Source organism: Parasediminibacterium paludis (genome assembly GCF_042651445.1).
Classification (GTDB): Bacteria; Bacteroidota; Bacteroidia; order Chitinophagales; family Chitinophagaceae; genus Parasediminibacterium; species Parasediminibacterium paludis.
This window is the reverse complement of the sequence record NZ_JBHSDC010000002.1, coordinates 452,238-478,227: the sequence shown is the minus strand read 5'-3', so window position 1 is coordinate 478,227 and position 25,990 is coordinate 452,238. Positions and strand designations below refer to the sequence as shown.

General features: G+C 35.1%; 25 protein-coding genes. 8 read left to right on the top strand and 17 right to left on the bottom strand.

Translation table 11 applies throughout. The annotated features are described in order from the left end of the window. The 3 genes from ACFOW1_RS02730 to ACFOW1_RS02720 are packed head-to-tail and all read right to left on the bottom strand — an operon-like array spanning window position 1 to window position 1,827. Window positions 1–891 (bottom strand): DUF5777 family beta-barrel protein, encoded by an 891-nt coding sequence (locus ACFOW1_RS02730; RefSeq protein WP_379012173.1) that lies wholly within the window; start codon window positions 889–891, stop codon window positions 1–3. Between the two features lie 9 nt (window positions 892–900). Further along, window positions 901–1,437 carry a YceI family protein gene (locus ACFOW1_RS02725; RefSeq protein WP_379012172.1) on the bottom strand — a complete coding sequence of 179 codons (537 nt, stop codon included), beginning with the start codon at window positions 1,435–1,437 and terminating at the stop codon, window positions 901–903. A gap of 9 nt (window positions 1,438–1,446) precedes the next feature. After that, on the bottom strand, window positions 1,447–1,827 hold the full coding sequence (locus tag ACFOW1_RS02720; protein ID WP_379012171.1) for a hypothetical protein: 381 nt from the start codon (window positions 1,825–1,827) through the stop codon (window positions 1,447–1,449). Between the two features lie 414 nt (window positions 1,828–2,241). Between ACFOW1_RS02720 and ACFOW1_RS02715 the strand changes: the two genes are divergently transcribed. Further along, complete coding sequence (locus ACFOW1_RS02715) at window positions 2,242–2,730, top strand: NUDIX hydrolase (RefSeq protein ID WP_379012170.1); 489 nt, start codon at window positions 2,242–2,244, stop codon at window positions 2,728–2,730. Between the two features lie 86 nt (window positions 2,731–2,816). Here ACFOW1_RS02715 and ACFOW1_RS02710 read toward each other — a convergent pair whose 3' ends face one another. Together ACFOW1_RS02710 and ACFOW1_RS02705 are read right to left on the bottom strand one after the other, a co-directional pair. Continuing rightward, on the bottom strand, window positions 2,817–3,374 hold the full coding sequence (locus tag ACFOW1_RS02710) for a dihydrofolate reductase family protein (protein WP_379012169.1): 558 nt from the start codon (window positions 3,372–3,374) through the stop codon (window positions 2,817–2,819). Between the two features lie 115 nt (window positions 3,375–3,489). Continuing rightward, window positions 3,490–4,293, bottom strand: coding sequence for a queuosine precursor transporter (locus ACFOW1_RS02705; RefSeq protein WP_379012168.1), 804 nt, complete (start codon window positions 4,291–4,293; stop codon window positions 3,490–3,492). Window positions 4,294–4,743: 450 nt separating this feature from the next. Here ACFOW1_RS02705 and ACFOW1_RS02700 point away from each other — a divergent pair, with 450 nt between their 5' ends. The 4 genes from ACFOW1_RS02700 to ACFOW1_RS02685 all read left to right on the top strand — a co-directional run bounded on the left by ACFOW1_RS02700 (window position 4,744) and on the right by ACFOW1_RS02685 (window position 10,081). Continuing rightward, window positions 4,744–7,245 carry a YfhO family protein gene (locus tag ACFOW1_RS02700; protein ID WP_379012167.1) on the top strand — a complete coding sequence of 834 codons (2,502 nt, stop codon included), beginning with the start codon at window positions 4,744–4,746 and terminating at the stop codon, window positions 7,243–7,245. 21 nt (window positions 7,246–7,266) lie between these two features. Beyond that, window positions 7,267–8,046 carry an FkbM family methyltransferase gene (locus ACFOW1_RS02695; protein WP_379012166.1) on the top strand — a complete coding sequence of 260 codons (780 nt, stop codon included), beginning with the start codon at window positions 7,267–7,269 and terminating at the stop codon, window positions 8,044–8,046. 113 nt (window positions 8,047–8,159) lie between these two features. Next, window positions 8,160–9,161, top strand: coding sequence for a glycosyltransferase family 2 protein (locus ACFOW1_RS02690; protein ID WP_379012165.1), 1,002 nt, complete (start codon window positions 8,160–8,162; stop codon window positions 9,159–9,161). Window positions 9,162–9,223: 62 nt separating this feature from the next. Further along, window positions 9,224–10,081, top strand: a complete 858-nt coding sequence (locus tag ACFOW1_RS02685; RefSeq protein ID WP_379012164.1) for a glycosyltransferase family 2 protein — start codon at window positions 9,224–9,226, stop codon at window positions 10,079–10,081. Here ACFOW1_RS02685 and ACFOW1_RS02680 read toward each other — a convergent pair. The 5 genes from ACFOW1_RS02680 to ACFOW1_RS02660 all read right to left on the bottom strand — a co-directional run bounded on the left by ACFOW1_RS02680 (window position 10,076) and on the right by ACFOW1_RS02660 (window position 14,988). Continuing rightward, a complete protein-coding gene (locus ACFOW1_RS02680; protein WP_379012163.1) occupies window positions 10,076–11,017 on the bottom strand; it encodes a glycosyltransferase family 2 protein in 942 nt (313 codons plus the stop codon). The genes ACFOW1_RS02685 and ACFOW1_RS02680 overlap by 6 nt on opposite strands. A gap of 15 nt (window positions 11,018–11,032) precedes the next feature. Then, the gene (locus ACFOW1_RS02675) at window positions 11,033–11,899 is read right to left on the bottom strand and encodes a glycosyltransferase (protein WP_379012162.1); all 867 of its coding nucleotides are present in this window, start codon (window positions 11,897–11,899) and stop codon (window positions 11,033–11,035) included. Between the two features lie 29 nt (window positions 11,900–11,928). Continuing rightward, a complete protein-coding gene (locus ACFOW1_RS02670) occupies window positions 11,929–12,621 on the bottom strand; it encodes a class I SAM-dependent methyltransferase (protein WP_379012161.1) in 693 nt (230 codons plus the stop codon). Window positions 12,622–12,642: 21 nt separating this feature from the next. After that, window positions 12,643–13,470, bottom strand: coding sequence for an FkbM family methyltransferase (locus ACFOW1_RS02665; RefSeq protein WP_379012160.1), 828 nt, complete (start codon window positions 13,468–13,470; stop codon window positions 12,643–12,645). Window positions 13,471–14,253: 783 nt separating this feature from the next. Beyond that, window positions 14,254–14,988 carry a menaquinone biosynthetic enzyme MqnA/MqnD family protein gene (locus ACFOW1_RS02660; protein WP_379012159.1) on the bottom strand — a complete coding sequence of 245 codons (735 nt, stop codon included), beginning with the start codon at window positions 14,986–14,988 and terminating at the stop codon, window positions 14,254–14,256. A 251-nt stretch (window positions 14,989–15,239) separates the two neighbouring features. Between ACFOW1_RS02660 and purB the strand changes: the two genes are divergently transcribed. Beyond that, on the top strand, window positions 15,240–16,586 hold the full coding sequence (purB, locus tag ACFOW1_RS02655; RefSeq protein ID WP_379012158.1) for an adenylosuccinate lyase: 1,347 nt from the start codon (window positions 15,240–15,242) through the stop codon (window positions 16,584–16,586). A gap of 67 nt (window positions 16,587–16,653) precedes the next feature. On the opposite strand, the gene bshC is transcribed toward purB, so the two are convergent. The 7 genes from bshC to ACFOW1_RS02620 form a co-directional block, all read right to left on the bottom strand. After that, window positions 16,654–18,261 (bottom strand): bacillithiol biosynthesis cysteine-adding enzyme BshC, encoded by a 1,608-nt coding sequence (gene bshC, locus ACFOW1_RS02650; protein ID WP_379012157.1) that lies wholly within the window; start codon window positions 18,259–18,261, stop codon window positions 16,654–16,656. A 154-nt stretch (window positions 18,262–18,415) separates the two neighbouring features. Then, entirely contained in the window at window positions 18,416–19,723 is a 1,308-nt protein-coding gene (gene rimO / locus ACFOW1_RS02645; protein WP_379012156.1) for a 30S ribosomal protein S12 methylthiotransferase RimO, read from the bottom strand. Between the two features lie 118 nt (window positions 19,724–19,841). Next, the gene (locus ACFOW1_RS02640) at window positions 19,842–20,342 is read right to left on the bottom strand and encodes a GNAT family N-acetyltransferase (RefSeq protein WP_379012154.1); all 501 of its coding nucleotides are present in this window, start codon (window positions 20,340–20,342) and stop codon (window positions 19,842–19,844) included. A gap of 13 nt (window positions 20,343–20,355) precedes the next feature. Next, window positions 20,356–20,652: a type II toxin-antitoxin system RelE/ParE family toxin gene (locus ACFOW1_RS02635; RefSeq protein ID WP_379012153.1), complete on the bottom strand. Its 297-nt coding sequence runs from the start codon at window positions 20,650–20,652 to the stop codon at window positions 20,356–20,358. Beyond that, entirely contained in the window at window positions 20,640–20,882 is a 243-nt protein-coding gene (locus tag ACFOW1_RS02630) for a hypothetical protein (protein WP_379012152.1), read from the bottom strand. Before ACFOW1_RS02630 ends, ACFOW1_RS02635 begins: the two co-directional genes overlap by 13 nt. Before the next feature lie 102 nt (window positions 20,883–20,984). Next, complete coding sequence (locus tag ACFOW1_RS02625; protein ID WP_379012151.1) at window positions 20,985–22,574, bottom strand: peptide chain release factor 3; 1,590 nt, start codon at window positions 22,572–22,574, stop codon at window positions 20,985–20,987. A gap of 317 nt (window positions 22,575–22,891) precedes the next feature. Continuing rightward, complete coding sequence (locus tag ACFOW1_RS02620; RefSeq protein ID WP_379012149.1) at window positions 22,892–23,629, bottom strand: toll/interleukin-1 receptor domain-containing protein; 738 nt, start codon at window positions 23,627–23,629, stop codon at window positions 22,892–22,894. A gap of 634 nt (window positions 23,630–24,263) precedes the next feature. Between ACFOW1_RS02620 and ACFOW1_RS02615 the strand changes: the two genes are divergently transcribed. Both ACFOW1_RS02615 and ACFOW1_RS02610 read left to right on the top strand, forming a co-directional pair. Further along, window positions 24,264–24,947, top strand: coding sequence for a hypothetical protein (locus ACFOW1_RS02615; protein ID WP_379012148.1), 684 nt, complete (start codon window positions 24,264–24,266; stop codon window positions 24,945–24,947). Window positions 24,948–25,111: 164 nt separating this feature from the next. Beyond that, window positions 25,112–25,972 carry a DUF7003 family protein gene (locus tag ACFOW1_RS02610; protein WP_379012147.1) on the top strand — a complete coding sequence of 287 codons (861 nt, stop codon included), beginning with the start codon at window positions 25,112–25,114 and terminating at the stop codon, window positions 25,970–25,972. The last annotated feature ends 18 nt before the right edge of the window (window positions 25,973–25,990 follow it).

Sequence of the window (25,990 nt, the reverse complement as noted above, 5' to 3'; positions counted from 1 at the left end):
TTATAAACTTAGTTTTTGCTTCTTAATTTTAAATACCCTAGAAATGTTGAATCCAAAATGTATATCACCGTTTCCCCATTTACCAGAAGTTTGGGTGATAAATGTATTTTCTGTTAACCCTGTAGAGTTTGTAAAATGTAATTGAAATACATGGCCGCCAGTTTCAATATCTACACCCACGGCCACAGAATTGTAGTAACCACTAAATTGATTGAATTGGTAATAATATTCGGCTGTAATACTCAATCTTTTAGATATTTTTTGCCTAGCACCAATACCTAAGCTGTACAAATCGTTGGGGTCATTTGCCAATGGCACAATATTGTAATGCACGATGGTAGGCATTAGCTGAACAGAAGTAGACGAACTGAATTTCCTAGCAATAATTAGTTGATAAGCGTATGATGTTTTGTCGCTTGTGGTATATTTTAAAGAAGGGTCGCTATCTTTTAAAGTTTTAATGATTACCGACGCCAAGCCAGTTATAGAAATAGGTGAAGCATTGGGACCAGTACTTTGCCTTAATAATTTCACTTTCAAAAAGCCATCCATTTGTTTTAGAAAAGTACTTCTACCAATACCAATACCAATATTATTTGTAATACCGTAGTCTAATCCCAAGCGTTCAGTAGCGTTGTCTAAACCAAAAGCATTGTAACTACCGCTATTTAACAAACCAAAACGGTGTGAAATTCTAAAATCTAACAGACCTGCCTTGGTAGTTTCTATTGAGTGGCCGTTAATTAAATGGGTACTTTTAAAAGTTGCTTCTACATATTCTTTTTGCTTGGTACTGTCTACTGTTTTAAATAAATCTACTTCTTGAGCCGCAACTATTTGTATGCTAGCACTTGCAAGCAGTAGGGCTAATATGTTTTGTATTGTTTTCATATTTATTGTTTAATCATATTTACAATCTACTGTAATAGTTAGCTCTTTAGCTATTTTATCACCTATTAAAGTGCCTTTAATACCATAATCGGCTAGTTTTATTTTAAAGCTGCTTTTTGCAGCTACTTTATCGGCTTTAACATCAATGGTACCTGTGGTAGTAACATTTTGCTTAACCCCATGTATTTCTAATTCGCCTGCAACTGTGGTTTTGTAAGTACCATCTTTATCAAAATTAACCTCGCTTATATTGGTAATTCTGCCTTTAAATACAGCTTTCGGATATTTATCGCTTTCCATGTAATTCTCGTTAAAGTGTTCTTGCATGGTGGCATTTTCAAACCTAAAACCGCGTACGGCTAACTGAAAAATCATTTGCCCATTATTGCTTAACTTACTATCAACTTGGTTATTTACGGCTGCGATGTCTTCTATCAACGTAGCTGAAAAAAAACTCACTTTACCAGATTTGGTCTGATAGATTTTTTGGCTTGGGCTAAATGCCAATGCATGTATTACCATTAATAATCCTAATAAATATTTCATAATAGTCATTTAGTTGTTTGGCGCACCATTTCTAATCCAAGTTCTTATTTTGGCTATGTCGCAGCTAACCAGTTTTGCTGCACCTTTGGGCATTGGATCGTAACCAGGTGTTTGGTTTACCACATGGTATAGTAAATTACTATTGGCATAAGGCTTAAGATTATTGTATGTACTTAAAATATTACCACCGCCAAAACTTGCAGGTGCTGCATGACAACTGTAGCAGTTGGCTGATAAAATGCCCACTATTTCTACACTATAGCGTACGTTGGTGGTATCGCAAGTCACTATTGGTAAAGTTGCCATATCGGTTACTTCTTTTTTGTAGGTACAGCCTGCCCAAATACAGACCGTAATAATGGCTAATGCTATCATTGTGAATCGTCTCATATATTTCATTTACTTATATTATTTATAACTACTGATATTTATTTAATAACAACAACAACATATTTTTTCTCACCACAGTTAATTAATCAATAAATGGTCACAGGCAAATGATTATTATCTTTCAAATGCATATCTTCATCTATTTACCCTATTTACCGTTACTCGTATTGTTTTAAAACCAATACAATAACACCCATTTGTCAAATTTTTTTTAATCCTAGAATTCAGGACAGACATTGGTGGTTATCAGCTTAAAATAGTTGGGGGTTGGTGCTATTTTAAGCATTCATACTTGTTTCCAACAACCTAAACAGTAACGCAGCGTATAGATTTACGGTTGCTTGGTACAGATTTTTTTTAAAACCCATCATTGCACACCATAGATCGATTAGTTTTACCACCTTAATTTTTTGTATGAACACAACACATTCATTTCCACAGCCTTTGGTATTTACGGTAAGAGTGTACGGCATTTTAATAGATGCGCAAAACCGAGTTTTGGTAAGCGATGAGTACATACGGGGTGATTATTTTACTAAGTTTCCTGGTGGCGGTTTAGAATTTGGCGAAGGCACTAGAGATTGCCTGAAACGTGAGTTTATGGAAGAAACAGGGCTTGATGTAACCGTAGGCGACCATATTTATACTACCGATATTTTTCAGATCTCGGCTTTTAATAGTAGGCATCAAATCATTTCTATTTATTACTATGTAAAGAGTAATGTGCCGACTGATATTGAGGTAAAAACCACCCGATTTGATTTTGCACCAGAAGCCATCAATGACCCAAATGGCCAAGCGGAAGTACGCCGTTGGATACCTTTAGAAACCTTAACAGAAGCCGATGTAGACCTACCGTTGGATAAAATTGTGGTAAGGATGTTGAAACAAGCTATCAATTGAATTCTGACTTGTAATATTGATTAGCGGTGACTTGTAAAACACAGCTAAGAAGGGTTTGATGGATTTAGATTTAAGATTGCCTCAGATCACTTGATTAATTCATAACTCAATTCTACCATACCATTCTTGTAAGCAATTGTGTTTATCAATCGCAATTTCTGCTCCTGCCCTATTTGATTAAAATACTGGAGTCCATCACCTAAAATAATTGGTAAAATGCTTATTCTAATGGTGTCGGCTAGCTGCTGCTGCATCATTTGTTTACAAAGGCTAGCACCGCCCACTACCCATACATTTTTGAAATTAGGCTTTAATTTCTCGCTTATTAATTGGTTAAGATTACCATTATAAAATTGAATATTTGGTCTATCATCCACCAACTGCCGATGGGTTAATACGATAGTTGGTGTGTCGCCATAAGCCCAACCATAATTTTTTGACAATTCTACAGCCAATTGATAGGTATTTGCCCCCATTATATAACAGTCTATGGTTTGTAAAAAAGCCACCACATCTTGCCCAACCTCGCCTTTTTCGTATGGGCTTGATGTTTCAAACCAGCCAATACTATTGTCTTTTTTAGCAATAAAGCCATCCACACTTGCTACCATGTGGATGGTGATATGAAAGTTGTCTTGTGGCATGGTGGTCTAATAATTGGAAATGAAAATATTAGAGCTTATGATTTAGTATTTTCCTGAAACGCATTTTCACTTTTTATCAACCACCAATCCAAAATCACCAATTCCAAATCTTCCCCTATCCGGCTGTTGGAATATTTTCAAAACCTGTGGTTGCTTCGCCCGCAGCTTCACGTTTCATTTGATGCGCAACATCGTGGCCAACATATTTGGCGATTCCCTTTTCAGCATAGATAACCACAGGGCTAAGTATAATAGCCATGGTAAATTTGTAGATATAGTTCATCATTCCAAAGGCTAAAATTTGCTGCCAAGTGAATACACCCCAAAATGCGATAAACAGTACAATGTAGCTATCTACTAATTGGCTTACTAAGGTTGAACCTGTAGCACGAAGCCAAAGGCGTTCATCGCCAGTTACTTTTTTTATTTTGTGAAACACATACACATCTACAAATTGGCTTACTAAAAAAGCCGCTAAACTACCTACAATAATACGCATGCCTTGCCCAAAAATACCATTAAAAGCTACTTGCATATTAGCAATACCATTTTGGGCACCGCTTCCCAACCAAAAATCGGCAGGCGGCACACCAATAGCCATAAAGTACATGAGAAAAGCATAAGCAATTAAGCCTACGGCTGTGAAAGAAATTCTACGAACTGCTCTTGGTCCATAAAACTCATTCACAATATCGGTAGCGATGAACTCAAGCGGCCATAATAACACACCACACGTAAGATTAAAACCCAAACCACTTTGTCCAAACATGGTAAAATTGGCAGGACGTATACCAAATAATTTTTCAAGCGAGAATATTTTAGTACCAATACTTTCAGCAATCAAGGCATTAGCTACAAAAAACGCAGCGATAGTAAGAAAGAGTTTGGTGGGTTTGTCTTTTAGAATGTTTGTGATCACTGATTAAATGATTTTAATGATTATTGTGATTATTAGACCTAGAGGATAGCCATAGTAAACCGCTATCAACTACTATCATCTGTGGCCTATTGACAGTTGACTATTATTAAGCCTTCATCATCAATGTTAATATTTGAAATAAAAATATCACCAAATTAAGGCGTAGTAACCATGTGGCCGCCTTTTTTTGCTTTTTGCTAATAAACAGTATTAACCACCAAAAGTTGAGTATTATGTTTAAAATGGGTGAAACAATATAGCCTAAAACAAGAATTGTTGCATTAATATCTTTATTATTAATAAAGTTTGTAGTGGCATCTTGCAAGTACCAACAGTATAGAAATAGCACATTGCATAGCAGCGCAACACGAGATAGAAATGAGTGAACTTGCATAAGTTGAATTAGGTTTGAAAAATAGTATTATTTTGCCGAACTCTTAATATAGAACCATGAAGAAATTTAATTGGAAACCATTGCTACCTCACTTGCTTGCAATTGGTATTTTCTTAGTAGTATCCGTTATTTATTGTTTGCCAGCCCTAAAAGGTATGATGGTAAATATGCACGATTTGCTAGGTGCAAAAGGTATGGCACAGCAAAGCTGGGACTTTAAAGATAAATATGGTTATATACCTAACTGGACTAACAGCATGTTTGCTGGTATGCCAGGTTATCAAATATTATTTGAGCAAACTTCTAAAATAACCCTGCTTTATTTCCATTATATCTTCACGCTAGGCCTACCTGAACCTGCTAATTTCTTCTTTTTGGCTTGTGTGGGCTTCTATATTTTATGTGTATCCTTAAACATCAAACCTTGGATAGGCACTTTAGCTTCATTAGGTTATGCTTACGCATCTTATAGCGCCGTGATTGTAACCGTGGGTCACGTAACCAAATTTGCAGCTATGGGCTATGCGCCTGCCGTTATTGCTGGCTTGCTATTGCTTACTCAACGCAAATATATTTTGGGCTTTATGGCTACTGTATTATTTGCCACCTTACAAGTATATCAAAATCACTTACAAATTACTTATTACACTTTAATTATATCTATTTGCCTAGGTGCCGGCTTTTTGGTTACTTGTATAAAAGAAAAAGATTTCAAGCATTTATTTAGCACTTTAGGTTTGGCAATGGTAGCAGGTGCTATAGCGTTAGGTTCTTTCGCCGTAATGATTTTACCAACCAATGAATATACCAAAGAAAGTATGCGTGGTGGTAGAAGCGAATTAACACCCAAAAAAGGTAAAAGCAATACCACTAAAAATGGTTTAGATAAAGATTATGCTTTTACTTGGAGCTATGGTATTGACGAAACATTAACCTTGGTACTACCTGCATTTAAAGGCGGTAGTTCAGGCTCTGGTGAACTGGGTGGCGAAAACAGCCATGTGGTAAAAGCTATGCAAGACAATAGTTTGCCACAAGATGCCATTAATTATTTTTACCAATATATGAGTGCTTATTGGGGGCCGCAAACATCGGGTACTTCTGGTACGGTGTATTTAGGTGCTATCACTTGCATGCTGTTTATCATCGGTTTATTTATTGTAAAATGGGCTGATAAAGGTTGGATAATTGCAGCAAGTATTATTGGTATTGTATTGGCATGGGGTAGTCATTTTCCTGCGGTAAACTATTTCTTATTCGACCATTTGCCGCTTTATAATAAGTTTAGAGCACCAACTATGAGCTTGGTGATACCACAATTAACCTTCCCATTATTGGGTGCTTTAGCCTTGCAAATATTATTTTATAGCAAGTACGATTTGACAGCCATGAAAGAAAAATTAAAATGGAGTGGCATTACAGTGGTTGCCTTAGTAGCAGTTTTAGCATTCGTATACGTTGGCGGTAGTTTTAAAAGCCCTAACGATACACAATTAAAAGAAGGCATTGCCAACGCTTTATCACAAGGTGGTAGCAAAGAGCAAGCAGCAACGATTAGCAACGCCATCATGAGTGGCTTAACAGCTGACAGAAAGGGCTTATATGGTTCTGACTTGTTAAGAGTGATTTTCTTTATGGCTTTAGCAGGTGTAGTTATTTGGTACACCATCAACAAAAAAATAAAGCCAGAAATCGCCTTAATAGTACTAACCGCAGCTATGTTTGTAGATCTAATTACCGTTGATTTACGCTACTTAAAAAGCGATAATTACGTAGATAAAGATGAGTTTATAGCGCCGTTTCTGCCAAATGCTGCCGACTTACAAATAAAAAAAGATACTAGCTATTATCGCGTATTTGACCAAACAACTGACCCTTGGAACAGCAGCCGTTGTGCTTATAATCACAATTCAATAGGTGGCTACCACCCCGCTAAATTGGCTTTGTTTCAAGATTTGATAGAAAACCAGTTGGGAAAAGGCAATATGGAAGCGTTCAACATGTTGAATACCAAATATTTTATCGTTCAAGGACAAGGTAATAATGCTGCGCCTGTAGCACAACAAAACCCAGGTGCTTATGGCAATGCTTGGCTTGTAAAAAGCATTAAAGAAGTAGCCAATGCTGATGAAGAAATGAAGGCGCTTGATAGTGTGAACAAATCAGTTGCTATCATTGACAAGCGAGAAGCGAGCAAAGTAACGGCACAGCCACAATATGATAGCACTGCAAATATTACATTTATTCAAAACCTAAATGATTATTTAAAATACGAATCGAATGCAGCAACCAACCAGTTTGCGGTATTTAGCGAAATATATTACCCATATGGTTGGGTAGCAACTGTAGATGGTAAAGAAACCCCAATCGTTAGAACCAACTACCTACTTCGTGGTATTAATATTCCTGCAGGCAAGCATACCATTGAGTTTAATTTTAAGCCACATAGTGTTGCATTAGGTAATTTATTAGGATTAATATTAGGTATTGTGGGTTATATTGTATTGTTAGGCGGCGGATTTTTATTGTGGAGAAATTATAAGAAAGGCGTTGCCTAATCATTTTACTAAAAGAAAAGAATGCAAGTAAACACAGCAAGAAAAATAGTACCAACCTTTGTAGTTGACTTCGCGAAGCAAATAGCTTATGCTTTGTACAGAGGTTCGGAGAAACTATTTGTAGGCGCTTTTGATAAATACGATTTTCAAACTTTTGAGGTATTTAAACGTGTGCTTAAGCCAACTTCTAATTGTATAGATGTAGGTGCCCACAAAGGTTTTATCTTAGAAAAAATAATAAAACATGCACCTCAAGGCAAGTTAATGGCCTTTGAACCGATACCCGATTTGTACAATTATTTGAAAGCAAAATTTGGCAAAAAAGCAAAGGTATTCAACATTGCATTGTCAGATAAAATGGGTGTTGCAGAATTTGCTTACTACATAGATAGGCCAGCTATTAGCGGTTTCAAACAAAGAGATGCGTTTAAAGAAGATGGTGAAGTAGCACATTTAAAAGTGCCGTTAAATACCATTGACAACCTAGTACCAGAATTTACCAAAATCGACTTGATTAAGATAGATGTTGAAGGTGCGGAATTATCGGTATTAAAAGGCGCTGAACGCACTATTAAGAACAGTAAACCATACATTCTGTTTGAGTTTGGCTTAGGTGGCGCAGACTATTATGAAACCACGCCACAGCAAATATTTGATTATTTAACTGATTGCGGTTTGGTATTATCAACTTTAGAATATTTCTTAAAAAACATGCAACCATTTAGCAGAGAGGAATTTGTGGGGCAATATGCAAAAAGCTACAATTACTTCTTTATTGCTTATGATGCTGCAAAGGTTTAATTTTTAACCACATAGGCATATAGACACATAAAAATTACATTTCTTTTCGAGAATAATTGAACCATTTTGAGAAGCTAATGTACCTACTGTGACAATGTGGTAATACTTTTTTTATGGATTTATCAATCATTTTCGTGAATTACAAAACAGCGCAACTGCTGCTAGATTGTATTGATAGTATCTATACGCAAACCAAAACTTTATCAGTAGAAATTATTGTTGTAGATAATTTTTCGCAAGACGATAGTAAGCAAATAGTTACTAGAAAATTTCCTGCTGTAAAATGGATTGACATGCCATATAATGCAGGCTTTGCAAGAGCCAATAATGCAGGCATTAAAGTTGCTACAGGCGAATTTATATTAATACTAAATACTGATACAATTATACTTGATGGTGCTTTAGATAAAGCTGTGGCATTATTTAAAGCTGAGAAAGAAGCGATAGCTTGTGGTGTACAATTGTTAAATACTGATGGGAGCCACCAAATATCAGGAGCTCATTTTATTAAAGGAGGGCTTAATTTTTTGTTACCGCTACCCTATCTAGGTAATTTTGTAAGATACTGGGGCTATCGCTTAAAATCAACCGTACCTAGCATTACAAGCGTAAACGATAAGTTGGAAGTTGATTGGATAGTTGGTGCTTTTATTTTAACAAGAACTGCGACTGCTCAACAAATTTTACTTGACGAGGATTTCTTTATGTATGCTGAAGAAATTGAATGGTGCAGTAGATTGCGTAAACAAGGTAAACTCTTTTTATACGAAGCCCCAAAAGTGATTCATTTAGGTGGGGCAACAAGTGGTAGCTTTTACAATACCGAGGAAAACGACAACAGTAAGAATTTGTGGAATAAAAAAGGAAGACAAATATTAATATCAATGATGCTGCGTATTAGAAAGCAATACGGTGCAATGTGGTTTTTATTAATGTTAGTCGTTTTTATAGTAGAAATACCAATATTTGCTTTAGGCTTATTTATTGAAAAATTGGCAGGCAAACGCACAAAATTATACTGGTCATCGTTTGCAAGTTATTGTAATAATATATTTGTTCTACTTAAACTGACAAGAAAAATTATTAGTAACAAACCACATTTTTATAAAGTGTAACCGCTCTTTATAATGATTATGGGTCTTTCCAAGATTATTTTTAAGCGTAGAACTAGCAATTTATGCAACTATCAATCATCATTATCAATTATAATACGTTTCAATTAACCTGCAATTGCATACAAAGCCTGTATGATAAACTAACTGGTTTAGACTTTGAAATAGTATTAGTAGATAATGCCTCTGTGGAGTGCAATCCGCAATTATTCCTTGATAAGTTTCCTAACATTAATTTGGTTGCAAGCCCCGTAAATACGGGTTTTACAGGTGGTAATAATATGGGAATAGAACATGCAAAAGGCGAATACCTCTTGCTACTAAACAGCGATACCGAACTGATTAATAATGCGCCAAAAATTTGTTATGAGTATATTGTTAAAAACCCAAAAGTTGGCATGGTTACTTGCCAATTACAATATCCCGATGGCCGAATCCAGCCCACTTGTAGACGTTTTAGAACTATTAGTTGGGAGTTATTAGAAATATTTCCTGTGTTCAAACTGTTGCCAAAAGCAAAACAGGGGCAGCTCATGCTACACCATTATTTTGACCACAAAACCTTTGCCAATGCCGATTGGGTATGGGGTGCTTTTATGTTATTTCCTAAATCCATTATTCAGCAATTACCAGAGCAGAAATTATCTGATTTGTTTTTTATGTATTGCGAGGATACACTATGGTGCTGGGATTTTAAACAATTAGGTTATGATATTCACTACCTACCTGAAGCCAAAGTAATGCACATCCATAAAGGCAGTGTACACAAAGACAAGTGGATACAAATTCGCAAAACAGGTATTAGAAACCATGCCTTGTTTATGAAGAAATTCTATCCAGATTTTAGGTGGTATATTTTCGCTGCCATATATTACACTAAACAGTACGCAGCACTGTTATGGATAAAAATAAAAAAATTATAAAAGCTTCCTAGTAATGCAATAACAAGTAAACATACATGATTTAGAAAAAATACCAAGGGTAAGTAACGATTTAGGTAATTTTTTCTGAAATTGAATCATGGCTCGCAATACAGGATGAATATCCCCATTGTAGTATTCACGTATTTCATCAATTGATTGTATTTGAAAATTTCTATAAATACGCCAATAATAGTCAAATGCCAAGATATTTTTCAAAGCTTTTGAACCAATTTTTTCAAACAATATATGATTTTCGTACATCTGAACTGCCTTGTTCTTAAATGTATAATGTGTTACTTGACTATCATTTTGTCCTACATAAATTAAAACTTCATCAATATAGCGGCATTTTACATTATACAATAGCAGCTCAATATAATAGGCAAAGTCTACAATATACTTAAAGCGCTTATCATATAAAAAAGGAACGGTTCGCTTAATAATAATACAACTTGGATTACCGAAATAATTTCGTTTAAGTAGATGATATGGTGAAAGATGCAGCAACAAACGATCAAAAATATTGCACTTTATAATTTTTGTATAATTATTAATAGTATCCTCAAACATAAACGCACTGTAAAAAACTTCTTGGCTTGGGTGTTGCTCTATCTCTTGAACAAAACTTTTTAAACTTTTATTATTTGCAAAATAATCGTCATCATGCATTAGTTTGAACCACTTACCATTTGCCTTTCTAAAACCTTCATTCCAGTTTTCTGGGGTACCAAGTGGTTCTGCATTTTTGAAATATAAAAGTGAGAATTTGTGGTTATAACTTTGCACAAAATCCTTTACTGTATCATCTGGACTATCATCAGTAATAATGACCTCAAAGTTCTGATAAGTCTGCTCAGCTATTGAATTGAGTAGTCGCTCTAAATCGGTAATGCGCTTATATGCTGGTATACAAATAGAAATGAAAGGTTGAGACATGATAATACCAACTTGTTATTTTATATATTTTTTTAACATAAAAAATGGCACATTAGTCCATGCCGATATTTGCACCCATATTTTTACTGCAAATAGCCACTTAAATTGATTAACTGTATTTATTGGCTCATGTTTCAAGCGTATAAGCCATTTTTTGACAATTATTTTATCAATTTTCTTATTGCTTACTATGCAATCGTGAGTAATTGCTGGCAATTTTCTACTCATTTTTTGATGCCAAAGTAAAGTATCATTAAGCCATTCATTCCCAAAACTACCACCTTGCGTGAGATGGATTAAATTAATAGCATAACTAACCGCTACTTTATATTTTTCTGCTACTCGAAAAGAAAAGTCAATGTCGTATAAATGAAACCCTTTTAGTAATTTGTCATCAAATTTTATATCTTGCCACACCTTTTTAGGACATACAAGTAATACTCCATCAAGTACAACAACCTCTTGTAAAAGCTTATTATCATCTGGATTGTAATGCATTATTTGCCTCACTTCATGCTTATCTAGATGCGTAATATTGCAACAATCAAGAATATCTAAACCACTGAACCAGCCAGATGGTAGCCTACTTTTATACTTACTCCCGGCCAAACCTATTAATCCTAATTCAGAATCATTTTTAAAAGTATCAATTAAAACCTTTCCCCAATTTTGAGTGGTAAACAGTACATCTTCATGTACAAAACAAAGCATTCCATAGTTAGCAATTGATGCACCTTGGTTGTAAACGCTTGTAATTCCAGTAGCATTAATCGTATTATCAATAATAATTGGCTCCCATTCAACACCAATAGTGTCAGCAATATTTTGCTGCACTTGATTGGCTAATTGTTTATTTACTGAGCAAATAATTACAGATATCATACATTAAAAATGCAAAAAATACATTCTATTTACTTATTCAAGCCTATAACTAGTTCAGTTGTATGTTTATCAACTATAGCAGCTTCACCAAACTTTTCATCAAAAGGCTTAAACATTTTCCTTTTTTCAATTACTAAAATACTATCATAAAAATGCAATGATTTTGTAGTTTCTGTTATTGTACTAATTGCCACTTTGGGTGTATGCCATGCATGAATTTGATCTATAAGATTTTTTGTAAATTCAATAAAGGATTTTTTTTTCTTGTAGCCACCACCAAAGTCCTTCCAATAAGATGTATGCAAATCTTCACAAATATAAACACCATCTATTTTTACATGATCAAATAGAATATCAAAAGTTGTGATTTGTTGTTTCATTGTATGACCACCATCATCAATTAGAATATCAATTGGCGGAATGTCTTTTTTGAGTTGTCTCAAAAAAGACGCGTCTTCCTGTGAGCCTATAAAAATTTTTACATTCCCCCCTTCTAACTTTTTACATTCGGGATTAACATCAATTGCATAAATATTGACATTGCCTTTGAAATAGTAATCCCACATTTGTAATGATCCCCCGTGGGATATTCCAATTTCTAGAATATTGATTTGTTTACCACGAAAATGTTGTAAATGCCTATCATAAATTTCAAAATAATGGCTCCATTTATGCATTAATCGATGGCTTTCATTTCTAAAAAAGTATTCTAAATCATTCATAACAATCGCTTGATTTATTAGTTAGTTCCGAAAACAAAAAATGTTTAATTGAATATCGTAATCAGTATTAGGGTTTTTTATTCGAAAAAAAGGTGTCTCATATATTGAAGCTGCTTCCTTTATATAGAAATTAAATCCTGCATCTCTAACAATTTGAATCATTTCAACCAACTCATTATTTTGCTGGAATGAGCCATGATATTCTAAAAACATATTTTCAACATTTTGTAGTTCATTACTAATATCCTTAAGAACTTCATACTCTGCACCTTCAATATCAATTTTAAGAAAATCAATGCGTCTGTTCAGATAATTTTTTAATCGAACAGCTTTTACTGTTATTGAATTTATTCCATTTTTATCTATTTTGCTGCCCATGGAACTCTCATTTGAAAATAAAAGAGTTGTATTTTCTTTCCATACAGCTTCTTTAAATAGAGATACATTAGAATAATTAAATGAAGTTATATTTTTCTGTAAAAGACCAAAGTTTGTTTCATCTGGCTCGAAAGCAACAATTTCAGCTTTAGGATATAGCTTCTTCATATAAATAATACTCATCCCAATATTAGCACCACAGTCAATTATATAAGGCTCTACACTCAATCTTTGCTTATAAATATTATCAATAAAAATCTCTTTTAATCCATGTAGTAGTTCAGTTGCACTATAGAAATAAAAATTTTTATCAAAAAGTAAATGTGTTCTAATTTTTCCAGTCGGTAAATGTTTATAGTATTTTAGTTTAAACCAATTGATATTTACTTCTCTGTAAGGATTTACAAAAAGTTTTTTCAAATTAATTGATATTCCATTTTTTAGATTAGCGAAAAAACTATGCGTTGCCATTTATAGATATAATTATTTTAGAAATACAGAAGGTCAGTTTTGCAAACATAATTTTATTGAGCTTACCTTGGTTCATTTGATCTAAAATATGTTACCTAAACAATAAATCCTCTTTTTATAAATCAGTTTGGACATGCTTTTTTACAGTTACCTTATATTATATAACGCTAATATTTCGTAATTTCTTTCAATTTATCCAACGAAATCAATATCATTTTTTTAAACAAATTTAAACGAAATTATTAATTATTATTATAATATCGGTTATTTAACTTGGATATTTAACAATAGACAATTGCTTTTACCCTCTTAATAAGATAAAAATCTTATTTACATTATTAATCTAAAATATTCATTTTTATTAACCATTGATAATACCCTGCCTAAAAAACTGCCACTAACTCTAAAAAAATCTTTCACATAGGCAATAGGTTATGAATTCGGTTGGCAACAATTGATCAAATCTCTTGCAAGATTGTACGCTTATAGTTCAAAATAGGTGTGTAATTAAAGTGTATTATAAAAATTACCCAAATCATTATTTCCGACGTTGATTCTTATAGAAAATTATCTTAAACCTATTAGCATAGACTCATATTCATACTACGTTGTTTTTTTGTATAAGAAGCTAAACATTTTGCCGAGTTATCCTATTATTGAAGTTATAATTAATAATTACGTTAATCGAAAATATTTTACGCTTCCTCAGGGGCTTAAAAATAGCATTACTTTTCCATTGATTACTATTGCAATATATTTAAAAAAAGCAAATCATAGTCAATTTTATCGCAATTTTTCTAAAAAAAGCGCCAAGCCTTTTCTTTTGGATTCTGTAAGCTGATAGCTGATATTTTCAGTATAGTATTTTTTCAAATCGTATTTATCGTAGTTATTTTCTGCAATTACTTCATCAATATGTTTAATACCATATGCATTAGCCATACTAAATGCTTCTATAAAATCTTCATGCAGCGATTTATTGGCTATCCAGGCTGCAAATACAAAAGGCAAGCCGGTGTATGCAATCCATGCGGTAGCTAAATCATAGCTATATTTTGACATTAATCGTTGTTCAAAAGCTCTATCGCCAATTACAACGGCTGCTGTTGTACCCGTTATTTCATCTCTAAAATTGACTGTGGCTTCTTTAAAAAAAACGTCTTTTTGCCAATATTCCTTTAATAAAACCTTGGCAAGATTAACAGATGTACGACTTTGATAATCTAAAATCACCGTTTCAATTTGTTCAATAGGCACTTCGCTGAATAGACATACCGAAGCAACTGCAGTTTCAGCACCTATACAAAAATCTGTTACGATATGTGCTTCCTTTAATTTAGGCATGATGGCTACCGGAACAAGACCAACATCTATCTTATCGTCTAACAACATTTGGGCAATTTTTGCAGGATATGCTTCTATTAATTCTATTTTATCCATCAAACCACTGCGTTTTACACCGTATAATAATGGCTTTGTGTTTAAATAACTTACTGCGCCAACTTTTATCTTCTTCAAATGGTATAATTTTACGCCGCAAAGAAAAACGAATTCAACCACAAAGGCATAAAGATTTACATAAAGCGCAAATACTTTTCTTCGGTAAAAAGCTGAACAAAGTATCTAAAAGATGCAGTGTGCGACGCAACGATGATGATTAGAATTACCAATGCTGGTTACAAAAAAAGTGGATGTGAGTGGTGAAACCTGAAAGAAAAAGTGACGTAATTGAACTAAACATACATAAATAGCACATATAATAACAATTAATGGAATTAACAAACCTTACCGCTATCTCACCTATTGATGGCCGCTACCGCAAGCAAGTACAACAATTGGACAATTATTTTTCTGAATACGCTTTGATAAAATATCGGGTATTTGTGGAAGTGGAATATTTTTTCTTTTTGGCAGATAAAAAACTGTTTAAACTATCTGCTAAAGCAAAGGAAAAATTACAGGCGGTTGCAGATAATTTTAGTATTGAAGATGCGCAACGCATTAAAGATATTGAAGCTATTACCAACCACGATGTGAAGGCGGTTGAGTACTTTTTGAAGGAAAAATTAGATGCCATTGGCATTGCTGATTTGAAAGAATGGATTCACTTTGGATTGACGTCGCAAGACATAAACAACACGGCAATACCACTTAGTTGGAAGCATTGCATGGAGCTAGAATATTTGCCAGCAATTGCCAATATTCATAATAGCCTGCACGACCTAGCCACACAATGGAAGCAAATAGCCATGTTGGCTAAAACACACGGTCAGCCTGCATCACCAACTGTTTTGGGCAAAGAAATAATGGTATTTGTAGAACGTATTGCCAACCAAATAACCCTATTTTCTCATATACCTTTTTCTGCAAAATTTGGTGGTGCTACGGGTAATTTTAATGCCCATCATATTGCGTTTCCTGACAAAAATTGGGTGGCATTGGGTAATGATTTTGTTGATAATTATTTGGGCCTTGAGCGCATGCAGTTTACCACGCAAATAGAACACTACGATAGCTTAGCCGCACATTGCGATGCGATGAAACGCATCAACACGATTTTGATTGACTTGTGCCGTGATATTTGGACCTATATCAGCATGGATTATTTTAAACAAAAAACCAAAGCAGGCGAAGTTGGTTCGTCGGCTATGCCGCATAAAGTAAACCCGATAGATTTTGAAAATGCCGAAGGTAATCTAGGTGTTGCAAACGCTCTACTAGAGCACTTTGCAGCCAAGTTACCTATCAGTCGCTTACAACGAGATTTGACCGATAGCACCGTATTACGCAATCTTGGTATGCCTGTGGCACACACTATTTTGGCCATCAAAAGCTTAGAAAAAGGTTTGGGTAAATTGCTACTAAATGAAGCTAAAATTGCTGAAGATTTAGAAAACAATTGGGCTGTGGTAGCAGAAGCGATACAAACAGTACTACGTAGAGAAAACTACCCTAACCCTTACGAGGCGTTGAAAGATTTAACGAGAGGTAATAATAAAATAGATCAAAAAGCGATACACGATTTTATAGGCAAACTAAAAGTAAGCGCTGAATTAAAGAAAACTTTAAAAGCTATTACGCCGAGTAATTATGTGGGTGTAAGTGCTGAATATTAAGAATTTAGCCACTGAGGCACTGAAACACGGAGCATTGTTTGAAAAAGACTACACTAGATTCTGTGTTTCAGTGCTTCTGTGGCAATTTTATTATAGTTAATTGTTGTTCTAAAGTAAGACAATGGTTGTAAACTAGTTGCAACCATTCTTTTCCATATTTAGCATAGAAATACGAGAAATTATCAATCCTTTCCTGCAAACTATTATTAGGAAATAACGCAGATTTTAGCTTTTCTATTTGGCGTTGCTGCGCTTCAAAACGTCTTTTTTCTGCACGCAACATTTTTTTTTCAAGCTCGTGCAATGGTTTTAAAGTTTTTGTTTGCAAAGCTTCTGTGTGATGCTTCAATGATTCATCAATATTACCTGCAATAATTTGTAAAGCTTGGTATTGTTGTTTTACAGCTTCAATTTGTGCAGTAATGTCTAGCTGATAAGATGAATTTTTGTGAACTAAAGCGTTAATCATATCAAATGGCCTCTTAAAGAAATCTTCGACTGTAAAGCCTAATTTTTCAATACGCTGTACTTGTTCATCAGTAACAAATAACAACGAGTTACGCAAGATGAGCATTGGATAAGGTACATTAACCGCCTCAAATACTTTTTGTAGTTCTAGCCAATAAGCTAACTCGCCACCACCACCAATAAAAGCAATATTGGGTAAAATGGTTTCTTGAAAAACGCCACGTAAAATTACATTAGCACTAAAGTGTTCAGGATGATTATTCAACTCTTGCAGAATCTCTTCTTGACTAAATTCTAATCCCAAACTTTGAACTCTAAACTTTAAACTATCAAACTCAATTCTTTCTCTTTTATCACCAGTTAAATAAAACAAATTCAGTTCTCTACCGCCTGCTTGTACTTTGTAATGCTGACTAAGCTGTGCAATGGTTTCTGCTACCGCTTTATGTGAAAATTGCTCAGTAATTTCTTTAGTAACCACACTATTAAAACTTGCTTTCAAGGCCGCATTATCTGGCACTACCACCAATAAGCCGTAATCTGCAAACAGTGTATTTACAAGCTCTAAAGTTGCTTGTTGAATGCTTTTGCCAAGTGTATAGCATTGGCTAAAAACATTAATCAATTCATTACCAAAAGGATGAATACCAATTTGCCCTTGAATGCTCGTAATTATTTGTAGCAGAGCTTTGTCAACCAACATTCTCCCCACAGCACCAGTTTGTTTGGTATTCCAAATAAGCTTTTCACCACCAAGATTTATGTAGCCTAATTCGTCTAAATCTGCATCTTCACTACCCATGTAGTACACGGGTACAAAATTATATTCAGGTAGTTCTTTTGCTAGTTCATCAGCCAATTTGATGGCATGTATTATTTTATAAATAAAGTATAAGGGACCAGTAAAAATATTAGGTTGATGTGCGGTTGTGATAGTGAAAGTAGCGTTACTTTTTAAAGCTTCTAAATTCGCTATTTGTTTATCGTTTAAAGCAATATTTTGGTATTGTTCAGTTAATGCCTCTACTAATAACTCTCTATTGGTAGCAAATGTTTGTCTTGCAGTAATTGCGGTTTTTATACCGTCAATATTTACAGAATGCTTATAGAATTTTTGTAATTGTTCGCCGCCTGAAACATAATCTACTACCAGCTTTGAGAAATAGCCTGTCTGTTGATACGAAAGATGCAAATGATTATTTTCCATGTATTGAGTGACTCTACAATTTACGATGATTTACGTAAGGTGATTTACGAAAACAAATATCTATGAATTGAAAAACATCCAAGAAATGTATATCCTAAATCGTAAAATTGGCAAAAACATTTTGGCAAAAATCCAAATCATTCACATCAGCGGTTTACATCACCTCGCCTTCCAAATCATAATCGAACGCTTTGGTAATTAATACATTAACAAAGCTGCCTATTTCTAATTTTTTCTTGCTATTAATGATTACTTCATTATCTACTTCTACGCTATCAAATTCTGTTCGTCCAAGATAACGACCGCTTTCTTTTCTATCTACAATTACTTTAAAGGTTTTACCTACTTTTTCTTGGTTTTTCTCTAGGCTTATTTCCTGTTGAACTTCCATTATTTCCTGAGCTCTCAATTCTTTATCCTCTTGAGAAATATTGTCTTCTAGTAAATGTGCAGATGTATTTTCTTCATGGCTATAACTAAAAATCCCTACTCTGTCAAAACGATGCTCTATCAAAAAATCTTTCAATTCTTGAATATCTTCTTCAGTTTCGCCAGGAAAACCAGCAATCAAGGTAGTACGCAAACAAATACCTGGCACTTTTTCACGAATTGTATGTATTAATTCGCTCATTGCTTCACGTGTAATATTACGCTTCATTGCTTTCAACATATTATTACTAGCATGTTGCAAAGGCATATCAAGATATTTGCAAATATTGTCGTGGCGATTCATGGCATCTAAAATTTCCAATGGAAACTTTGATGGATAAGCATAATGCAAGCGAATCCATTCCAAGCCTTTTACTGCCGCTAACGCATCTAGCAAACGAGGTAATTCTCTTTTCTTGTAGATATCTAAGCCATAATAAGTTAATTCTTGCGCAATCAGCATGATTTCTTTCACACCTTTCTTCACTAAACCTTCAGCTTCAGCCACCAATTGCTCTATTGGCTTACTCACATGCTGACCACGCATTAACGGTATGGCACAAAATGAACAAGTACGGTTACAGCCTTCACTAATTTTTAAATAGGCATAATGCTGTGGTGTACTTAACAAACGTTCGCCTATCAGTTCTGCTTTGTAATCAACCTCAAACTTTTTTAACATTAATGGTAATTCCATCGTGCCAAACCAAGCGTCTACTTCTGGCATTTCGGCTTCTAAATCTGCACGGTAGCGTTCACTTAAGCAGCCTGTAACAAATACTTTGTCTAGCTTGCCTCTCCGCTTTAATTCCAATTGATCAAAAATAGTATTGATACTTTCTTCCTTAGCTTTATCTATAAAACCACATGTATTTACTACTACAATATTGTGGTCTAGTTTTTTATTTTCATGAACCACATCTATATCACTAGCCTGCAACTGACCACTCAGCACTTCGCTATCTACTAGGTTTTTACTACAACCAAGGGTAATAATATTTACCTTGTCTTTTTTAAGCGTTTTCGATTTCATAATATGGCGGCAAAGGTAGGGATGTTGCATGATAGACCATAGTCAATAGAGCACATACTACAGCAAAACGAAAAGTCGTTAATGTTATTCTTAGTTACTATCGTCTTTTGACCATTGTCTAAGAGCGCTTTATCGCAAATAAATTCAGCGTTTCGTGCTCGTTTTTGGTAGTGTCTTTTAGCGCAAACCCTACTTTGGCAAGCACTTTTTCTGAAGCAACATTTTCTGGTTGTGTAATGGCAAATAACTGCTGTTTATCAAAATTGTTGAAGAAATAAGCCACACCAGCCTGTAGCAATTCTGTGGCATACCCTTTTCCCCATTCATCAGGTAGCAAAGCATAGCCAATATGATAATCGATATTGCCTTGCATTGGTAAAATAGAAAACATACCTATTAATTGGTCTGTTACTTTTTCACCCACATACCATCGGCCAAGCTTCGGCGTATCAACATATTCACCTAATTGCTGAGCCAAAAAGACCTCACATGCAGCCCTATCTTTTACGGGTCTTATATAACGCATCACTGCTTCATTACTATTTAGCAAATAGAAGGCTTCGCTATCTGTTGTTATAAATTGTCTTACAATAAAATGTTGTGTGGTAAAAATGAGCATGTTAACAGTGTTACTAGTGTTTATTCTTTTTAGGGTGTCTTCTAGTATCACTTAAATTTAGAATAATCAATGTATTGTCTTTTACGCGATAGATAAGTCTATTATGTTTGGTTATCAAAATACTTCTTGCATCTTTTAGCTTATCAGAACGAATGCCAATATTTGGTTGAGATGATAATAGAAGTATCTTACTATCAACCAATTTAATAAAATCTAAAGCTATTGATTCGCCCCAATTCTCATGTAAGTAAATCATTAACTTTTCAAGGCTTTTAAGATACCTATTTTTAAGAATAATTACTTTCGCCATTTAGCTGTCAATTTTTGATATTCATCCCAGCTAACACAATTCTCTTCAGTATCAGGCTCGTTTAACTGCGCTTCTAATTCTTTAAATTCCTCTTCGCTAAGTTCGTCAGCCCAGTCATGTTTGGCTTGTTGATTAAGTTCTTCAATATCAGTTTTTAATATCGACAAAATATTCTCATCATCTATTGATGCTACCATTTGCAATACTTCTTCTTTTAATGTACGTGTCATACAACTACAATTGAATAGCCGAATTTACAATATTTATATAAAACAATAGGCTACAATTCTTAAATCATAGCCTATCATTCCAATCATTCCCAATAGCGGTACTTATTTCTGCACCTCATTGGTAAAATGAAACTGTATATCTGGATTATTGCTGATTTCTGTATTTAAAAACCATTCGCTTTGTGCCAAATACACAGGATTGCCATCTTTATCAGCCGCAGAGTTCTGTTGTTTGAAACGCAAGAAATCTTCTAGCTTTTTCTGGTCATTACTCGTTAGCCAGCAAGCTTTGTAAAAAGGCAAGGTTCTAAACTCACAAGCAGCACTGTATTCGTGCAACAAACGGTACTGAATTACTTCAAACTGCAAATCACCCACACAACCAATGATCTTTTTATTACCGCCAAACTGTGTAAATAACTGCGCCACACCTTCATCTGTTAGCTGACTAATGCCCTTTTCCAATTGCTTGGTTTTCATTGGGTCTTTGTTCACCAATTCTTTAAATATTTCTGGCGAAAACGTTGGTATGCCTGTAAAGTAAAAATCTTCACCCTCAGTTAAGGTATCACCAATTTTAAAGTTACCCGTATCAAATAAACCCACTACATCACCAGGAAACGCATCCTCCACCACCTCTTTACTTCTTGCCAAAAACGAATACGGATTGCTAAAACGCACATCCTTATCTAATCTTACATGGTGAAAATATTTGTTACGCTCAAACTTACCACTACATACCCGCAAGAAGGCAATTCTATCTCTATGCTTAGGGTCTAGGTTGGCATGAATTTTAAAAATAAAGCCGCTAAACTTATCCTCGCCTACGCTTAAGGTACGCTTAGTGGTTTCTCTGCTACGCGGCACAGGCGCTATTTTTATAAACGTATCTAGCATTTCCTGCACACCAAAATTGTTTACCGCACTACCAAAAAACACAGGTGCTACTTTACCACTCAAGTAATCCGCTTTGTTCAGTTCGCCATACACGCCATCTATCAGTTCTACATCTTCCCGCAGTTGGTTGGCATCTCTGTCACCTACTTTCGCATCTAACACCGCATCGTTGAGGTCTTCAATCGCTACCGTATCTTCTTCGTCTTCACCTTTGGTACTTGCTGCAAATAAGCGTAAACTTTTATTATCCAAATTATACACCCCCTTAAAATCCTTACCACTGTTGATTGGCCAGGTCATTGGGTGTAGCGATAATTGCAACTCATTTTCAACTTCCTCTAGCAAGTCGAAACGGTTTTTACCATCACGGTCCATTTTGTTTACAAACACAATCACCGGTGTATCTCGCATACGGCACACTTCCATCAGCCTGCGTGTTTGGTCTTCCACACCATTCACACTATCAATTACCAATATTACCGAGTCAACAGCCGTCAAGGTTCTATACGTATCTTCAGCAAAGTCTTTGTGGCCGGGCGTGTCTAGTAGGTTTATCAAAAAGCCTTCATACTCAAACGTCATCACACTCGTAGCCACACTAATACCACGCTGACGTTCAATTTCCATAAAGTCACTCGTCGCATGTTTTTTAATCTTATTGCTTTTAACCGCACCAGCCGTTTGAATAGCACCACCAAACAACAACAGTTTCTCTGTCAATGTCGTTTTACCAGCATCGGGGTGAGAGATGATAGCAAAAGTTTTCCGCCTGTTTATTTCTTTCTCAAATTTCATAATAGGGCGCAAAAGTAAGGATTAGCGAGGCATTTCACACAAAGCAACCAAGAAGACTAAGTACACTAAGTTTACATTTAAAAAGGTGTATGTCACCAGCTTTTGTACTACTATGAGGCTTCGGTTGTATCACTCGCTTTTACGTTCTGTTCGCTGTGGGGCTTTTATTGCAGCGTAGGTATTTCACGCAACGATGAAACGAAGGCAAAGGGCGCAACGGTTTTCTTTGTCATGCTGAGGAACGAAGCATCTAACTGACTGAAACGTAAAAAAGCTCTTTGTGAAAGCATCAGTACAGTGGCGAAAACGCATGAGACCTATTTAATTAAATTGTTATCATAAGCATATATCAAACCTTTTTCTGTTGAAGCTACCCTTGAAAAGGCAATTACCCATATCGCCAACCCTTTATCAATAAGTTTCCCCATAGCTATTTTGAAGAACGATGGTGAAATATTTAGGGTCTGTATTATTGAACTTGAATATTCAAAACTATCAATCCCTTGACCGTTTAGAATTGCAATAAGTACAGTATCTAAGAGCTTGTTATCCTCTTCCATTTTCTCTTTTACAATTGGTATAAAAGGGTTATTTCCTATTGGAGGTTTTACAAATAATGGTGAATTATGAATCGTTCTAACAAGTTCATCGTAACTAAACTCAAAATCGTCTGCTTTGGAAAAGTTAATATAAAGTTTACTTTTTAAGAATGTAGGAACCTCAGTAGTTCCATTTTGACGTATAATTGGTATGATTTTAATTTCATCAATATTCTTCATTAAACTTGAGGTAATAATCATTTTCTCATAACCAACACCACCTTGTCCTTTATTAGCTTTTTCAACATATTTATTAGTACAAATCATGATTATTTTATCTGATGATGCTAAATGGGTTTCCATGAAATGTGGCAAATCTGCACCTGGCTGCAATTCAAATTGGTCTAAAATAGCATCGATACCATTATTACGTAATCTTGTAGCCAATTCAAGAGCCCATTTTTTATGTTCTAAAGTATCATGCGAATAAGATATAAATGCCTTTGGAATTATCATTTTATAAGTTTTAATTCTTTATTCTCGACTTCTGTGAGTTTCATATTCACCTACAGTAGCACTTCTATAATTGCTGCAATCTACTCAGTAGCCTAGCGAAATTACAAGTTTCATAACAGTATTTGATATACTATTTGAATACTTTACCCCTCTTTTTATTACATCCACCCTCTGCGTTTATCTGCGACATCTGCGAGAAACACTTTCACCCCCCAGTCACCCCACCCACCTTCTGCGTTTATCAGCGCTATCTTAGAGAAATACTTCCTTCATCCTACGTTTATCTGCTAAACAAGCTAGAACCACATTCTACGCCCTATGTTACGCCAAAATGACCCGAAAAAGGGTAACATAGCTCGGCAAAAGCATAACGTGGTTCGGAAAAATGTCAACGTGACAGCACAAAAGAATAACGTTGCGCTGCACATGCTTAACAGCATAACGCTTTGGTACAACGTGGATCTGAAATAATATAACGTGGTACCTCAAAACAGTAACGTGGTGCATAGCACGTATAACGTAGCTGAGCGGTGCTATGCCTAATCAAAAGTTATCCACAAAATAATATATTTATGCAGCAATACTTTTTATTTTAATATGCGCATTGTACTTTCAGTAAATAAAATTATAATTAATGCCTACAAAAGTTGAAACACGCCTGTATTCTATGGCCGATGCCGACCTAAAGCAAAGAGCCGATAGTTTAAAAGCCACCATCAAAAGAGACTTGACAGACTTTGCCAAGCGCAACATTACCGCTACACAAGTAACTGCCTACGAAGCACTGATAGACACCTTTGACGATGCCTCTACCGATGAAGAATTATTGGGCGAAGTAATGGTAGCTACCGATGCCAAAAATGTTATTGCAGAAAACACCCGTAAAGCGATACGTGCAATACGTGGCATGGCAGATACGGCCTATAATGGCAAGGGCAAGTACCGCATTTTTGCGTTTGAAGAGCTTACAAAATTAACCGATGCCGACCTGTATAAGCTAGCCAAGCGTGTGGTACGTGTGGGTGGCAAACTATTTACCGACCTTGCCGCGCAAGGGCTTACACAAGTACAACTCACCGAGCTTGATACCCTTGCCAAAAGCTTTGACACCGCCATAGATGCCGTAGAAGAAGCCATAGAAAACAGAGATTTAGAAACACAGGACAGAATATTAAAAGGTAATACCCTATGGCAAGAAATGCTACGCCTTGCAGCCATAGGCAAAAGCCTATACGAAGACACCAACGAAGCCAAGTTTAACGACTATGTGTTAGTAGGTGGTAGTAGTAATCCACCTGCACCGCAGCCTGCGGGATAAGTGGATGGTGTGCTCTAATAGCAATATCAAGAAAGGCAGAATATGTAAGCAGTTTTAAAACTGCTTACATATTTAATCAAAAGATTTAAAAATTAAGTAACTAAACTCAGAAAAATACTAATAGATATAAAAACCTGCGTATATTCTGGGTCGAACACCAAAACATGACAGCCTCAAAATTCTTACTTTCCTTTTTATTGACACTTACCTTTTGTTCTGCAAACAAGACAAAAATGAATAGCTCATTTACCCAAAAAGACATACTTGATAATTTAGAAGCGGCTGACTTAGAAAAGTATCATTTTTTTATAGACCTAGAACATCCATACTTTTTCACAGCAGGTTCTCGTTTGACACTTTATGCAGATGAAAAACGTTGGGCTATTGTGTTTGAAAAATCGGGTTATGACAATAGAGGTCTCAGAGGCGAAATTGATTTATTTTACTTCGGCAATTGTTTGCAGAACATGCAAGCTCAAGGCGACGCTATCGGTATTACTTCAAATATGCAAGTAGTCCCTTTAATTGATAATGAAGAAATGGAAAGAATTCAGGGTGGAAATTTTGAGTTGGTTAGTAAAAATATAAAGCAAGTTAAAGTAAGAGATACGCTAATAGACATTGAACACGATAAATCTGTTTACATCAAAAAGGACATAACAGATACGATATATGACCATGACAACCCAGAAAAACTTGTTGACATACCTTCATTAATTCGATATTTAGAAGAACAGCATCCCGAACTTTTCAGAGCGACAGATAAAGAATTAAGAACGTGTTTGCCGAAAGATTTACCCATGTTAATGCATATTGACTCTTGGCATCATGAAGCTTATAATCTCTACAGAAATTATACTAGCCCCACTCAATATACCTATAAGGTTCTAGGTAAAAAACCAAGTGAATATGAAACTTATAAAATGATTGCTAATATTCTTGTTTCAAGGGACACAACAAAATGGAAACCGACTTTGCAACCAAATAATAACTGGAGAAATTGGCGTGAAGGCGGACAGATGTAAATGAGAATTTCACTCTTG